Below are 15,070 nucleotides of genomic sequence, written 5' to 3'. Positions count from 1 at the left end.
GGTCCTTCCCCGATGCGGCGGCCTCGTCATGGCCGGTGCGGGCTACCGTCAGCCTTCGCCGTCGGTGCCTCCGAAGAGACCGCCGCCGTTGCCGCCACCGTTCCCGTTGCCGCCGCCGCTGTCGGCGCCGGCATCGGTCCCGGTCGAGGTCGACGGGCTCGTCGACACGCCGCCGTTGTCCCCGCCCTGGTCGGTGCCGCCGTTACCGCCGCCGCCGTCGACGCCGCAGGTCCAGTCCTCCCACGGGTTGCAGGACTCCGAGGGGCCCGGGCTGGTGGACGGGGACGGCGAGGTGGACGGGGACGGGGATGTGGACGGGGACTGGGACGGGCTGCTGCTCGGCGTCGGGGACGGGCTGACCGCGCCACCGCCCCAGACCGCCTCACCGTCGATCGGCTCCGGCTTGGGGAACTTGAGGACCTTGGTGCCCTTGAGCGCTTCCGTCATGTAGTCCTGGAAGATCTCGGACGGGAACGACGAACCATGGATCTTGTCCTGTCCACCGGTGTCGTACATCTCCAGGAACTCGCGCTTCTTGTTCTTCTCGTCGTCGTCCAAGCGGTACATGTCGATGGCGGTCGACAGCTGGGGCGTGTATCCGACGAACCAGGCCGACTTGTTTTCGTCCGTCGTACCGGTCTTGCCGGCGACCTGCCTTCCCTTGATCTGGGCGTTGTTGCCGGTGCCGTCGGGATGCTCGACGACGTCCCTGAGGACATCGGTCACGTTGTTGGCGATGTCCTCGTCGAAGGCCTGCTCGGCCTTGTCCTCGTGCTCGTAGACGGTCAGGCCCTCGTGCTTGACCTTTGTCACCGAATACGGGTCACGCTGCTCACCCTCGGCGGCGAAGGTCCCGTAGGCGCCCGCCATACGGATGGCGCTGGGGTCGGAGATGCCGAGCGAGAAGGAGGGCACGTTCGCCTTGCTCAGGCTGGACTCGAGCAGACCGGCGTCGATGGCGGCGTCCCTCACCTGCGGGATGCCGATGTCCATGCCGAGCTGCACGTAGGGGGAGTTGGCGGAGTGGATCATCGCCTCGCGCAGGCTGATGTTGCCGTAGTTCTGCTGGCCGTCGTTGGTCTGATTCCACTCCTTCCCCTTCTCGTTGCGCCAGACGGAGCCGTCGTAATTCTTGATCTTCAGCTTGTTCTTGCCGCTGTACCGGCTCTTGTCAGGGTCGACGATCCGGCGGTCGTCGGGCCCCTGCTCTTCCCCGAGCTCGGGGTTGCGGACGCCGTCGCGCATGGCGGCGGCGAGGACGAAGGGCTTGAACGTCGATCCGACCTGGGCACCGGTGGCATCGGCGTTGTTGGTGAAGTGCTTCGTGGCGTCCTCACCGCCGTAGATCGCGACGATCTTGCCCGTCCCCGGCTCGACCGAAGCGCCGCCGAACTGGACGTGCGTGTCATCGTCCGGGCGCTTCTTCGGGTCGAGGTTCTCGTCACGGACCTTCTTGACCGCGTTCTCGAGGGCAGCGACCCGCTTCTTGTTAAAGGTCGTGTAGATCTCGTAACCGCCCTTGGACAGGTCGACTTCCTCGTCGTGGTTGTTGAGGAAGTTGGCCTTGGCCAGGTCCACCAGATAACCGATCTGGCCGCCGAGCTGGGCGTTCTTACGAGGCGACTCCGCCTTGGGGAGCTCCGTGTACTTCTGGCGCTCCGCCGCGTCGAGGTGCTTGTCCTTGACCATCTCGTCGAGGATCCAGCTCCAGCGGATCGTCATCCGCTCGGTGTTGGCCTCCGCCGTCGCCGAGGCGTCGATCGCCGTGGCCCCGGCCGGGTCGTAGTAGGTCGCGCCCTTGAGGAGCGACGCCAGGAACGCGCACTCGCTCACGTTCAGCTTGCCGGCGTCCTTGTTGAAGTACGTGCGGGCCGCCGCCTGGATGCCGTACGCGCCTCGACCGTAGTAGGAGGTGTTGAGGTACCCCTCCATGATGTCTTCCTTCTCCATCTCCGAGTCGATCTTCATGGAGATGAAAAGTTCTTGGAACTTACGGCTGAGGGTCTGGTCCTGGTTGTCCAGCCGCGCGTTCTTCACGTACTGCTGGGTGATGGTCGAACCACCCTGCGTCTGCTCGCCCCGGGCCATGTTGAAGAGGGCCCGGCCGATGCCCATCGGGTCGATGCCCGAGTCCTTGCGGAAGGTCTTGTTCTCCGCGGAGATGACGGCGTTCTGCATCTCGATGGGAATCTTCGAGATGGGGATGATCTGCCGGTTGACCTCACCACCGGTGGCCACCATCTGGGTGCCGTCGTCCCAGTAGTAGACGTTGTTCTGCGCCCCGGCGATCAAAGCCTGCTCGGGCACTCCCACCATGGCGTAGGCGATGGTGCCCGCCGTCATCAGACTGGCGAGGAAACCGAGGAAGAGCCCGGTCACGAGCTTCCAGGAGGGCACCCAGCGCCGCCACCCGTACTTGTCGTGACGCGGGTAGTCGATCAGCCTCTTCTTGCCCGGCCGTCCACCACGGCGGCCGGCGCCGTCGTATCCGCCGCCGTCCCCTCCGCCTCCGCCACGGCGTCCGCCGCGCCCTCCATGGCCGCCGCGCTGCGCGGCGCGGCGCGCCTCGGCGCGACTGCTGTAGGGCCGTTCCTCACCATGTGAAGCGGCAGGTGAGGCCGACGTGGCGCCCCGGGGTGGGACGCCCCGGCGGCCTGAAGACTGCTGGGCGGCGCGTCTGGCCGCGGCGCGCCCGCCACCCTGTGGCTGAGGCGGTTTGCGACGGTGCTCGCTCATCGAACGACTACTCCTCGGGCAGGCGAGACGCCTGGAAGCGGCAGTTGAGTTCCGGTCCCCCCGAAATGGATACGGACAAGCTCTGAGAAGGGCTCATCCGCTGTGCATCCACGGCGATGACGCATGGAGGCGTCACATGGTTCCCGGTGGTCTGCATCCGCACAGACTACGCACGGCCAAAACCCTCCTAGGCCTGAAGTTCACCCCATTTCAGGCAACTCTCTCCCTATGAATTGACGATGTGACGCCGCTCACCATGGCCGCTCTTGTCGGGACAGTCGAGCCGTTCTATCGTGCTGATGTATCGAGTCGATACATCAGCACGACATACACGACCGGGACCGGCGAGGGAGGCGACTGTGAGCAGGCGCTCCGGCATCCTCGAGTTCGCCGTCCTCGGTCTGCTCCGTGAAGCCCCGATGCACGGTTACGAGCTGCGCAAGCGGCTCAACACGTCACTGGGAATCTTCCGGGCCTTCAGTTACGGGACCCTCTACCCCTGCCTCAAGACGCTGGTCGCCAACGGCTGGTTGATCGAGGAACCGGGAAACGCTCCCGAGGACGCCCTCGCCGCCTCGCTGGCGGGCCGGCGCGCCAAGATCGTCTACCGGTTGACGGCGGAAGGTAAGGAGCACTTCGAGGAGCTCCTGTCCCACACCGGCCCCGACAGCTGGGAGGACGAGCACTTCGCGGCACGCTTCGCCTTCTTCGGACAGACGGAGCGCGAAGTGCGGATGCGGGTGCTGGAAGGCCGCCGCAGCCGGCTGGAAGAGCGTCTGGAGAAGATGCGTGCCTCCTTGGCCCGCACCCGCGAGCGCCTCGACGACTACACCCTCGAGCTGCAGCGGCACGGCATGGAGTCCGTGGAGCGTGAAGTGCGCTGGCTCAACGAGCTCATCGAGAGCGAGCGGGCAGGGCGGGATCAAAGATCCTCGTCCGAGAGCACCGCGCAGCAGGACAACACACCTGGAGCGACGGGCGGCCTGCCCCGGCACAAGGGTGCCGAGTCTTCCGGAGGGACGCCTCCCGACGACTCCACCCCGCCGGATCCGTCCGACGACCCCGCCAAGTGAAGCCCCGCGCACCGCAGGGCTTCATCCGGAACACAGAGAACACACAGGGAGCAACCGCCAATGGGTTCGGTTCGCGTAGCCATCGTCGGCGTGGGCAACTGCGCCGCCTCGCTGGTGCAGGGCGTCGAGTACTACAAGGACGCCGACCCGGCCGGCAAGGTGCCGGGTCTGATGCACGTCCAGTTCGGCGACTACCACGTCCGTGACGTCGAGTTCGTGGCCGCCTTCGACGTGGACGCCAAGAAGGTCGGCCTCGACCTCTCGGACGCCATCGGCGCCAGCGAGAACAACACCATCAAGATCTGCGAGGTGCCGAACACCGGCGTCACCGTTCAGCGTGGCCACACGCTCGACGGTCTCGGCAAGTACTACCGCGAGACCATCGAGGAGTCCGCCGAGGCGCCGGTCGACATCGTCCAGACCCTCAAGGACAAGCGGGTCGACGTCCTGGTCTGCTACCTGCCCGTCGGTTCCGAGGACGCTGCGAAGTACTACGCGCAGTGCGCCATCGACGCCAAGGTCGCGTTCGTCAACGCTCTCCCGGTCTTCATCGCCGGCACCAAGGAGTGGGCGGACAAGTTCACCGAGGCCGGTGTCCCGATCGTCGGCGACGACATCAAGTCCCAGGTCGGCGCCACCATCACGCACCGCGTGATGGCCAAGCTCTTCGAGGACCGGGGCGTCATCCTGGACCGCACGATGCAGCTGAACGTCGGCGGCAACATGGACTTCAAGAACATGCTCGAGCGTGAGCGCCTGGAGTCCAAGAAGATCTCGAAGACGCAGGCCGTCACCTCGCAGATCCCCGACCGCGACATGGGCGAGAAGAACGTCCACATCGGGCCGTCGGACTACGTGGCCTGGCTGGACGACCGCAAGTGGGCCTACGTGCGCCTCGAGGGCCGTGCCTTCGGTGACGTCCCGCTGAACCTCGAGTACAAGCTCGAGGTCTGGGACTCCCCGAACTCGGCGGGTGTCATCATCGACGCCGTGCGCGCCGCGAAGATCGCCAAGGACCGGGGCATCGGCGGCCCCATCCTCTCCGCGTCCTCGTACTTCATGAAGTCCCCGCCGGTGCAGTACTTCGACGACGAGGCCCGCGAGAACGTCGAGAAGTTCATCCAGGGCGAGGTCGAGCGCTAAACAGTTCCACCTGCTGTCGCGGAGGGTCCCCGGGTCGTACGCCCGGGGACCCTCCGCGTGTGTGACCCTTGCTCGCATGCCCGTCGTACGTGATCTGCGCGTACTCCTGCGCCTCGCCGACTTCCGCCGGCTGCTGACCGTGCGCCTGCTCTCACAGGCGGCCGACGGCGTCTACCAGGTCGCTCTCGCCACCTATGTGGTCTTCTCACCGGAACAGCAGACCTCTCCGACAGCGATCGCGTCCGCCATGGCCGTCCTGCTCCTCCCCTATTCCCTGGTCGGCCCGTTCGCAGGGGTGCTGCTCGACCGGTGGCGACGCCGCCAGGTCTTCCTCTACGGAAACCTGCTGCGGGCACTGCTCGCCTGCTGCACCGCCCTGTTGATCCTGGCTTCCGTCCCCGACTGGCTCTTCTACGCCTCCGCCCTGACGGTCACGGCCGTCAACCGCTTCGTTCTGGCCGGGCTCTCCGCGGCGCTGCCGCGCGTCGTGGATTCCGAGCACCTCGTCATGGCCAACTCCGTCTCGCCCACCGCGGGCACGCTGGCTGCGACAGCCGGAGGCGGTCTCGCCTTCCTCGTGCGGCTCGTCGCCTCGGACTCGGACGCCGCGGTGGTCCTGTTGGGAGCGGCTCTCTACCTCGGCTCGGCCCTGGCCTCACTGCGGATGGGGAAGGAGCTGCTCGGCCCGGACCCCGACGTGGTCCAGCCCCGTCTGGGTGCCGCGATCGCCTCTACGGCCCGGGGGCTGCTCGAAGGGCTGCGCTACCTGAACCAACGGCCTGCTGCGACCCATGCGTTGGCCGCGATGACACTGATGCGCTTCTGCTACGGAGCGCTGACGGTGATGGTGCTGATGCTCTGCCGCTACGCCTGGTCCACCGACGAGTCGGCCGGGCTCGCGCTGTTGGGTCTTGCCCTGGCCGCCTCGGGTGCCGGCTTCTTCGCGGCGGCCGTTCTGACCCCGTGGGGGATCGGAAAGCTCGGCCGGTACGGATGGATGGTCGCCTGCGCGGCGGCCGCCGCGGTCCTTGTGCCTGCTCTTGCGCTTCCCTTCAGGCCCGGTCCGATGCTTGTCGCGGCATTCCTGCTCGGGCTCGTGACCCAGGGGGCGAAGATCGCGACAGACACGGTGGTGCAGACCTCCGTGGACGACGCCTTCCGTGGCCGGGTCTTCGCCCTCTACGACGTCCTGTTCAATGTTGCCTTCGTCGGCGCGGCGGGCGTCGCCGCTCTGATGCTTCCCCCTGACGGCCGGTCGGTTCCGCTGGTCCTCTTGGTGACGGGGATCTATGCAACAGCAGCCGCCGGCCTGGCGCGTTGGGGCCATGCCGCTCGGGTGCTATAGCGTGCCCGCGTCAAATACGAGAGCACTTTCACAGGGGGAATCCCGCATGACCTATCCGCCGCAGCAGGGACCGGGTCCCTACGGGCAGCCGCCGCAGCAGGGACCGGGTCCCTACGGGCAGCCGCCGCAGCAGCCGCAGCCGGGCTACGGCTACCCGCAGCAGCCGCACATGCAGCAGCCCCAGCCCGGCTATGGCCAGACCCAGCCGCAGCAGTGGGGCACGGCACCGACGCCGCCCCCCGCGCCTTCGCGTGGCGGTCTCAGCCTCAAGACGAAGTTCCAGATAGTCGTCGGCGTTCTGGCCGTCATCGCTTTCGCCGTGTTCTGGTTCATGGGCCGCGACGACGCCGACACGGCCAAGGCCGGCGACTGCCTCAAGAACAGCGGCAACGACATCAACCCGGATCTGCAGGTCGTCGACTGCGGCGGTGCCGAGGCGGCCTACAAGGTGGTCTCCGTGCACAGTGACACAACGGACCAGACGATCTGCGAAGGCAAGGCCGACATGGGTTACTACGAGCAGACCAGCGGTGGTCGGCGTAGCTCCGGCAAGTCGTTCGTGCTCTGCCTGAACGAGATCAAGAAGTAGCCGCTCCTACGGGGCTTGTTTCACGTGAAACAAGCCACTCGGCCGGCGTCGACGGCGCGATGTTTCACGTGAAACATCGCGCCGTTTCACGCTCAGCCCTGCTTGGCCCACCACTCCTTGAGCGCCGACACCGCTGCATCGCGCTCCATCGGCCCGTTCTCCAGCCGCAGCTCAAGAAGGAACGCGTACGCCTTGCCGATCATGGGGCCGGGTCCGATGCCCAGGATCTCCTGAATCTCGTTGCCGTTCAGGTCCGGCCTGATGGCATCCAGCTCCTCCTGCTCCTGGAGCTCTGCGATGCGGTCTTCAAGGCCGTCGTACGCGCGCGAGAGAGCGCCCGCCTTCCGCTTGTTCCGCGTGGTGCAGTCGGAGCGGGTGAGCTTGTGCAGGCGGTCCAGAAGCGGCCCGGCGTCGCGTACATACCGACGCACCGCGGAGTCGGTCCACTCACCAGTGCCATAGCCGTGGAAACGCAGATGCAGTTCCACGAGCCGCGAGACGTCCTTGACCATCTCGTTCGAGTACTTCAGCGCAGTCATGCGCTTCTTGGTCATCTTCGCGCCCACCACCTCGTGGTGATGGAAGGAGACCCGGCCGTCCTGCTCGAAGCGACGAGTCCGGGGCTTACCGATGTCGTGAAGCAGTGCGGCCAGCCGCAGCACCAGGTCCGGGCCGTCCTCCTCAAGGGCGATGGCCTGGTCCAGCACGGTCAGCGAGTGCTCGTAGACGTCCTTGTGCCGATGGTGCTCGTCACTCTCCAGACGGAGCGCCGGCAGCTCGGGCAGCACATGGGCGGCAAGGCCGGTGTCGACGAGGAGCGACAGCCCCTTGCGGGGGTGCGCGGAAAGGAGCAGCTTGTTGAACTCGTCACGCACCCGCTCGGCGGAAACGATCTCGATGCGCTCCGCCATGGCCTTCATGGCAGCGACGACCTCCGGCGCCACCTCGAAGTCGAGCTGCGCGGCGAACCGGGCGGCCCTCATCATCCGCAGCGGGTCGTCGGAGAAGGACTCCTCGGGGGTGCCGGGCGTACGCAGAACCTTCGCGGCGAGGTCGCTGAGCCCGTCGTGGGGGTCGATGAACTCCTTGGCCGGCAGCGCCACGGCCATCGCGTTGACCGTGAAGTCACGCCGGACCAGGTCCTGCTCGATCGAGTCACCGTAGGACACCTCCGGCTTGCGAGACGTCCGGTCGTACGCCTCCGAGCGGTAGGTCGTCACCTCGATCTGGAAGGACTGAACCGCGTCACCGACACGTCCGGCCTTGTGGGCACCGACAGTGCCGAAGGCGATACCGACGTCCCACACCGAATCCGCCCACGGCCGGACGATCTTCAGCACATCCTCGGGGCGGGCGTCCGTCGTAAAGTCGAGGTCATTGCCGAGCCGACCGAGCAACGCGTCACGGACCGACCCTCCGACCAGGGCAAGACCGAATCCGGCATCCTGGAAACGGCGCGCCAGGTCGTCGGCGACGGGTGACACCCGCAGCAGTTCACTCACCGCGCGGTGTTGCACCTGGCTCAGGGCAGTGGGGTTGTCTTCATTGGCGTTCGGCACAACAGAAAAGGGTACGTGCCCGGGCCGACCGGGTCGTCCCTGTTTCCGACGCCCCGCCGGTCCGTTCCGATCTTGTGGGGCACTCCGCGGCACTTGAGCACAGCGGTCCTCGTTACCATGCGTGGACGCAAGAGCAGAGAACCACCAAGGACAGCAGACGACGAGGGACGGGCGAGCGCGTGGCCGAGGCGGCAGACTTCCAGGGGATGCGTAGTTCTCCTGCGCGCCGGTGGCTGCGTCGTACAGCCTCCCTGATCACCGGCGTGCCACTTCTGACCGGGTTGCTGTGGGTCCCGGCGGCACCCGGGGCGCAGGCCGCGGAGCCCACCGGATCCCGGACCGTGGATGTGTCGCTGGACACGGTGACGCCGGAGGCGCCCGGGAAGGACGACACGATCACGGTCTCGGGGACCGTGGTCAACGAGGGCCGACGGACGATCACAGGCGCACACGTCGATCTCCGGGTGGGCCCCAAGGTGGCCGGCAGGACGGGCATCGACCGGGCCGCCGAGAGGACCGGCTACACCTTCGGTGTGGACGGCCCGACGGTGGACGACAAGTACAGCGTCGACCTTCCGAAGCTCGCCTCGGGAATCAGCTACGACTTCAAGCTCTCGGTGCCCGCCGACGAACTCGATCTCGATGACAACGGCGGCGTGTACGAGCTCGGTGTGTCCCTGACCGGGCAGACCTCGAGCCAGTCCTTCGAGCGTGTCCTCGGTATCGAGCGGACCTTCCTTCCCTGGCAGCCCGAAGGCGTGGAGAAGAAGACCCGCCTCACCTATCTCTGGCCGTTGATCTCCTCGACCCATCTCACGTCGGAGACCGGCTCGGACGAACAGCAGACCCCCGTCTTCGAGGACGAGGCGCTGGCGGCCGAGCTCGCTCCCGGCGGGCGGCTCGACCAGCTCGTGTCGCTCGGCAAGGAGCTGCCGGTCACCTGGGTCATCGACCCCGACCTTCTGGCCACCGTCGACGCCATGACAAGGAACTACCGGGTCAAGAGCGGGGACTCCACGGTCGCCGGCAGGAACCAGGCCGTCGCCAAGCGATGGCTGAGCTCCGTCGAGGCCGCGGTGCAGGGCAAGAAGGTCGTTGCCCTTCCCTTCGCGGACCCGGATCTCGCCTCGCTGGCGCACCGGGGCAAGTCGGTCTCCGGTTCACTCAGCCACCTGCAGCCGGCCACACAGGTGGCGGAGATCACAGTGGAGACGATTCTCCACGTGAAGCCGTCCGTCGACTTCGCCTGGCCCGTGGACGGCGCGATCGACTCGTCGATCGTGGACGTGGCCACCTCGGCCGGCGCACACAAGGTGATCGCGCGGAGCGACAGCCTCCAGGACAACCTGTCGTACACACCTACCGCGGCCCGTCCCATCGGCGGCGGCACCACGGCCGTGGTCGCCGACACCCGCCTGTCGACCGCCTTCCAGGGCGATATGACGGACGCCGGCGAGTCCACGCTCGCGGTACAGAAATTCCTGGCACAGTCGCTGGCCCTCACGCTGCAGGACCCCGAGAAGCAGCGGAGCATCGTCGTCGCCCCCCAGCGGGTGCCCACGGTGGCCCAGGCCCAGTCCATGGCCCGCGCCCTGCGTGCCCTCGAGCCCAAGCGCTGGACACAGCCGCTGGATCTGGTGGCCGCAGCGTCCGCCGAACCGGACGCCGAGGCGAACACCAAGGTGCCCAGTGCTTCCCAGTACCCTGCCCGGCTGCGCCGGCAGGAGCTGCCGGTCCAGGCCTTCGAGGACATCAGGGAGACGCAGAGCACACTGGACAAGTTCAAGGTCATCCTCACCTTCGCCGACCGGGTGGAAGCCCCCTTCGGCAGGGCGATCGACCGTGAGCTGTCGACGGCGTGGCGTGGTAAGCCCGAAGCGGCTCAGGGATACCGCGACGAGGTCCAGTCCTATCTGCGGAGCCTCACCGAAGAGGTCCAGCTGATCGAGAAGTCGGACGTGACCCTGTCGGGTCGCAGTGCGACCATCCCGGTCACGGTGCAGAACCAGCTGGTCCAAGGCGTCGACGACCTTGTGCTGAGGCTGAAGTCCAACAACCCGAACCGTCTCCACTTCGACGGGGACAGGGGCATGGCGGAGCAGCCGATCAAGGTCGAGGGCGGCCACAGCCAGTCGGTGAAGTTCCCCGCTGCCGCCAATGCCAACGGTCAGGTCCAGATGACCGCGCAGCTCTTCACGAAGGACGGCACTCCGTACGGCCCCGAGATGTCGTTCACAGTGAGGGTTTCCGAGATCACTCCGACCGTCATGCTCGTCCTCGCCGGCGGTGTGCTCCTGCTCGTCCTCGCGGGCATCAGGATGTACACCCAGCGCAAGCGCGCTGCCGCCGCGGAGACCGCCGACGCCTCGGTGGCCGAGGCGTCCGACACGTCCGACACGTCCGAAACAGAGGGTGCCGGCAGCGGCTCGGATCCGGGGCAGCCGAGTGACCTCGCCCCTGACACCGGACCCGAAAGCGGCAACCCGTCCGGCGCTGGTGAGAAAGTGGACCGTTGAGCGATGTCGTGGCCGGTCGGCCGGGGACGATGAGGTGGGGTAGTCATGAACGCGCCGTACGACGGTGACCGCGGTCAGGGCGCGGGCGGTGACCCGGCAGGCTCCTTCCCGCCACAGCACCCCTCGTCCGACCCCTATGCGCAGGACCCCTATGTCCAGGACGCCTACGCCCCCGATCCTTTCCAGGCTCAGGACCTCTCCGCCCAGGACCCGGTGAACGAGGCGCTCTACGACCGCTCCGCGCACCCCCCGCCGCCCCCGGGCACCTACGAGGAGCCGCAGCCGCTCTACCAGCAGCCCGCCACGCCGCAGTACGCCCCCGACCCCCGGATCTGGGCGCAGACTCCGCCGCCGGAGCCCGAGGGCCCCTCCCGCCACCTTCCCTACGGTGACGACGCGCGCACCACGCAGTTCACCGGGGTCGACGACCTGGTCACGCGGGCCGGCGAGGAGAAGCCGGAGCCCGACGCGTTCGCTCACCTCTTCAGGGACCAGCAGTCCTCGGTTCCGCCGCCCGCTCCTGAACCGATGCCGGCGCCGCCTGCACCCAAGAAGCCGGCAGGCCGGGCCCAGGGCCTGCTGAAGTCGAGTGCCGTGATGGCGGCCGGAACCCTGGTCTCCCGCCTCACGGGCTTCGTGCGCAGTCTCGTGATCACCGCCGCCCTCGGCGCCGCGCTCCTCGGCGACACGTTCACCGTCGCCTACACGCTGCCGACGATGATCTACATCCTCACGGTCGGCGGCGGGCTCAACTCCGTCTTCGTCCCGCAGCTGGTCCGCGCGATGAAGAACGACGAGGACGGCGGTGAGGCCTACGCCAACCGTCTGCTGACGCTGGTGATGGTGGCGCTCGGCGCGATCGTCGTGGTCGCGGTCTTCGCGGCACCGCTGCTGATCCGGCTCATGTCGGACACGATCGCGAGCGATCAGGCGGCCAACAGCGTCGCGGTCACGTTCGCCCGCTACTGCCTGCCCACGATCTTCTTCATGGGCGTCCACGTGGTCATGGGGCAGATCCTCAACGCCCGTGGCAGGTTCGGCGCGATGATGTGGACCCCGGTCCTGAACAACATCGTCATGATCACCACCTTCGGGCTGTTCATCTGGGTGTACGGCACCTCCGCCGAATCCCAGATGGGTGTGCAGACGATTCCGCCGGAGGGTGTCCGGCTGCTGGGCGTCGGGACGCTGCTCGGTCTCGTCGTCCAGGCGCTGGCGATGATCCCGTACCTGCGTGAGACGGGCTTCCGCTTCCGTCCCCGGTTCGACTGGAAGGGTCACGGGCTCGGCAAGACCGTGAAGCTGGCCAAGTGGACCGTGCTCTTCGTCCTCGCGAACCAGGCGGGCGTGCTGGTCGTCACCCAGCTCGCCACCGCCGCGGGTGAGGCGTCCGGCAAGCAGGGCGCGGGCTTCATCGCCTACACCAACGCCCAGCTGATCTGGGGCATGCCGCAGGCCATCATCACCGTCTCCGTCATGGCTGCCCTGCTGCCTCGCATCTCCCGCGCGGCCCATGACAACGATCCCGGTGCCGTCCGTGACGACATCTCGCAGGGCCTTCGCAACTCGGCCGTCGCCATCGTTCCCGTGTCGTTCGCGTTCCTCGCGCTCGGCCTGCCCATGTCGACGCTGCTCTTCGCCTCGACCGGCACCGAGGCGGCCAAGGGGATGGGCTTCATCCTCATGGCCTTCGGACTGGGCCTCATCCCGTACTCCGTGCAGTACGTGGTGCTGCGCGGCTTCTACGCCTACGAGGACACCCGGACGCCCTTCTACAACACGGTCATCGTCGCCGTCGTCAACGCCGGTGCTTCCGCCCTCTGTTACGTGCTGCTTCCCGCCCAGTGGGCCGTGGTCGGCATGGCCGCCTCCTACGGCCTCGCCTACGCCGTCGGTGTCGGCGTCGCCTGGCGGAGGCTCAAGAACCGTCTCGGTGGCGATCTGGACGGCGCTCACGTCATGCGGACGTATGCCCGGCTGTCCATGGCGTCCGTCCCCGCGGCGGTGGTCGGCGGCGCCGTGGCCTACGGCATTCTGACGGCACTCGGAAGCGGCGCGGGGGGATCCGTGGTCGCGCTCGTGGTCGGTGGCGTGGCACTGCTCGGCGTCTTCTTCGTGGCTGCGAAGCGGATGCGCATCGAGGAACTCAACGCCATGGTCGGCATGGTCCGTGGCCGGCTCGGCCGCTAGACGTCGTCAGAAGGACGCCGACGGTCGGCTGCGGGCCGGTTCCGCACAACCATCGTCGGACGCCGTGTGTCGTGCATAGCGTCGGACTGTGGGCACAATTGGCATGGCTGTTGGACATGGCGCAACGGATGGGGAGGCAGGAACGACGGTGGCGGAACGTAGCACGGCTGCCGTCGACGTGGCCGACAACGGCGGGGACGAACCGCTGACCGCGAAGGCGGGCAAGGCCACGACCGACGGGGCGGCAGACACCCAGGCGGCAGAGTCTCCGGCAGCGGGCTCTCAAAGCGCGGAGGAAGAGACCGCGCTCGAAAGGGACGGCGAACGGCAGGGCGGCGAACCGTCCTACTCGACGCCCGACCTTCACAGCGGCCACAAGCTCGCCAGACGCTATCGGCTCGAGGAGTGCGTCACCCGTCTGGACGGTTTCAGCAGTTGGCGCGCCATGGACGAGAAACTCCGGCGCGCGGTCGGCGTGCACATCCTTCCGGCCGACCACCCCCGAGCACGCTCGGTCCTGGCGGCCGCCCGGTCCTCGGCCCTCCTCGGCGACCCCCGGTTCGTCCAGGTTCTCGACGCGGTCGAGGAGAACGACCTCGTCTACGTCGTGCACGAGTGGCTGCCGGACGCCGTCGAGCTGACCGCTCTCCTGGCCGCCGGCCCGTTCGAGCCGCACGACGCGTACCAACTCGTCGACCAGCTCTCCCAGGCCATGGCCGCCGCCCACCGGGAGGGACTCGCCCACCTGAGGCTCACTCCCGGTGCCGTGCTGCGAACGTCGACAGGGCAGTACCGGATCCGCGGACTGGCGGTGAACGCCGCCCTGCGCGGCATCTCCGTCGACGGCCCCCAGCGCACCGACACGGAGGCAATCGGCGCCCTCCTGTACGCGGCCCTGACACAGCGCTGGCCGTACGAGAACGACGCGTACGGACTCACCGGCCTGCCCAAGGGAGTCGGCCTGGTCGCTCCCGACCAGGTGCGGGCCGGCGTCCATCGGGGTCTGTCCGAGCTGGCGATGCGGGCCCTGGTCAACGACGGTGCCACCGCATCACGCCAGGAACCGCCCTGCACGACGCCGGACGAACTGGCCAAGGCCGTCGCTGCGATGCCGCGCATCCGACCGCCGGAGCCGGCCTTCACGGCTCCGCCCGAGTACCAGCGCACCACCTATCAGCAGGGCAACTACGCCCGCCCCGCGGCCATGCCGGGCGCCGGTGCCACCCAGCCGACGCCGACCCCGCCTCCGCCCCTGCAGACCCGCACGGGCAAGGCCCTCAAGTGGGCCGTATCGGCACTCCTCATTGCCGCTCTCGGACTCGGTAGCTGGCAGGTCGCCGACAAGTTGCTGGACAACCGCAACGGCTCGGAGGAGCCCGGGACCTCGGAGACCGAGACCACGAACCAGGACGGCGACAAGCCGGCCGCACCTGTGCCTCTGGCCATCCAGGACGCCCAGGAGTACGCACCGGACGGGGCGCCGCAGAACGCGAACAACGTCGGGGCCACTCATGACTCCGACAGCACCACCTATTGGCGGAGCCGGAGCTACTTCGACGGACCGGATCTCGTGCCGTCCGTGAAGCAGGGCGTCGGCATCGTCTACGACCTCGGTTCCGACAAAGACATCGCCGGCGCGTCCATAGCGTTGCGCTACGGCGGAGACCACACCACCATCAGCGTCTACGCCGTGGATTCGCTGTCTCCGTCCGGTCCGGTCGGCTCCATGAAGCAGATCGCAACCGGCCGTACCAGCGATTCCACGCTGAAGGTGACCGCGAAGCAGCCGGTGAAGAGCCGGTACGTGCTGATCTGGATGACGGCGATGCCGTACTCACCGCAGGACGAGTACAGCGACCCGGGCTACAAGCAGGGCATCACGGACGTCGCCTTCACCGGCTGACACGGAGGCAATGGGA

General features: G+C 67.7%; 10 protein-coding genes. 8 read left to right on the top strand and 2 right to left on the bottom strand.

Features of this window, described 5'->3' with window-relative positions:
• Nucleotides 1-48: 48 nt before the first annotated feature.
• A complete protein-coding gene (locus tag SPRI_RS18755) occupies nucleotides 49-2,442 on the bottom strand; it encodes a transglycosylase domain-containing protein (protein WP_005315011.1) in 2,394 nt (797 codons plus the stop codon).
• On the opposite strand from SPRI_RS18755, the gene SPRI_RS39420 reads away from it, so the two are divergent.
• From SPRI_RS39420 to SPRI_RS18735, 5 genes are all read left to right on the top strand, one after another.
• Nucleotides 2,422-2,604 (top strand): hypothetical protein, encoded by a 183-nt coding sequence (locus SPRI_RS39420; protein ID WP_238996295.1) that lies wholly within the window; start codon nucleotides 2,422-2,424, stop codon nucleotides 2,602-2,604. The genes SPRI_RS18755 and SPRI_RS39420 overlap by 21 nt on opposite strands.
• Before the next feature lie 491 nt (nucleotides 2,605-3,095).
• The gene (locus SPRI_RS18750; protein ID WP_005315009.1) at nucleotides 3,096-3,809 is read left to right on the top strand and encodes a PadR family transcriptional regulator; all 714 of its coding nucleotides are present in this window, start codon (nucleotides 3,096-3,098) and stop codon (nucleotides 3,807-3,809) included.
• Nucleotides 3,810-3,869: 60 nt separating this feature from the next.
• Nucleotides 3,870-4,952 carry an inositol-3-phosphate synthase gene (locus SPRI_RS18745; protein WP_005315008.1) on the top strand — a complete coding sequence of 361 codons (1,083 nt, stop codon included), beginning with the start codon at nucleotides 3,870-3,872 and terminating at the stop codon, nucleotides 4,950-4,952.
• 76 nt (nucleotides 4,953-5,028) lie between these two features.
• Nucleotides 5,029-6,297, top strand: coding sequence for an MFS transporter (locus tag SPRI_RS18740; protein WP_005315006.1), 1,269 nt, complete (start codon nucleotides 5,029-5,031; stop codon nucleotides 6,295-6,297).
• 46 nt (nucleotides 6,298-6,343) lie between these two features.
• A complete protein-coding gene (locus tag SPRI_RS18735) occupies nucleotides 6,344-6,886 on the top strand; it encodes an LppU/SCO3897 family protein (RefSeq protein WP_005315004.1) in 543 nt (180 codons plus the stop codon).
• A 92-nt stretch (nucleotides 6,887-6,978) separates the two neighbouring features.
• Here SPRI_RS18735 and SPRI_RS18730 read toward each other — a convergent pair whose 3' ends face one another.
• Nucleotides 6,979-8,445, bottom strand: coding sequence for a CCA tRNA nucleotidyltransferase (locus SPRI_RS18730; RefSeq protein ID WP_005315002.1), 1,467 nt, complete (start codon nucleotides 8,443-8,445; stop codon nucleotides 6,979-6,981).
• Nucleotides 8,446-8,624: 179 nt separating this feature from the next.
• Here SPRI_RS18730 and SPRI_RS18725 point away from each other — a divergent pair, with 179 nt between their 5' ends.
• The 3 genes from SPRI_RS18725 (at nucleotide 8,625) to SPRI_RS18715 (ending at nucleotide 15,054) form a co-directional block, all read left to right on the top strand.
• The gene (locus SPRI_RS18725) at nucleotides 8,625-10,961 is read left to right on the top strand and encodes a DUF6049 family protein (RefSeq protein ID WP_005315000.1); all 2,337 of its coding nucleotides are present in this window, start codon (nucleotides 8,625-8,627) and stop codon (nucleotides 10,959-10,961) included.
• Nucleotides 10,962-11,006: 45 nt separating this feature from the next.
• A complete protein-coding gene (gene murJ / locus SPRI_RS18720; RefSeq protein WP_005314998.1) occupies nucleotides 11,007-13,151 on the top strand; it encodes a murein biosynthesis integral membrane protein MurJ in 2,145 nt (714 codons plus the stop codon).
• Nucleotides 13,152-13,299: 148 nt separating this feature from the next.
• Nucleotides 13,300-15,054 (top strand): protein kinase family protein, encoded by a 1,755-nt coding sequence (locus SPRI_RS18715; protein ID WP_005314997.1) that lies wholly within the window; start codon nucleotides 13,300-13,302, stop codon nucleotides 15,052-15,054.
• The last annotated feature ends 16 nt before the right edge of the window (nucleotides 15,055-15,070 follow it).

The sequence above is a fragment of the Streptomyces pristinaespiralis genome, assembly GCF_001278075.1.
Classification (GTDB): Bacteria; Actinomycetota; Actinomycetes; order Streptomycetales; family Streptomycetaceae; genus Streptomyces; species Streptomyces pristinaespiralis.
This window is presented reverse-complemented; position numbering and strand designations above follow the sequence as displayed.

Bases quoted from the DNA above. Each gene is read 5' to 3' on its own strand.
- murJ (WP_005314998.1), top strand. From the start codon at position 11,007: ATGAACGCGCCGTACGACGGTGACCGCGGTCAGGGCGCGGGCGGTGAC.
- SPRI_RS18740 (WP_005315006.1), top strand. From the start codon at position 5,029: ATGCCCGTCGTACGTGATCTGCGCGTACTCCTGCGCCTCGCCGACTTC.
- SPRI_RS18745 (WP_005315008.1), top strand. From the start codon at position 3,870: ATGGGTTCGGTTCGCGTAGCCATCGTCGGCGTGGGCAACTGCGCCGCC.
- SPRI_RS18735 (WP_005315004.1), top strand. From the start codon at position 6,344: ATGACCTATCCGCCGCAGCAGGGACCGGGTCCCTACGGGCAGCCGCCG.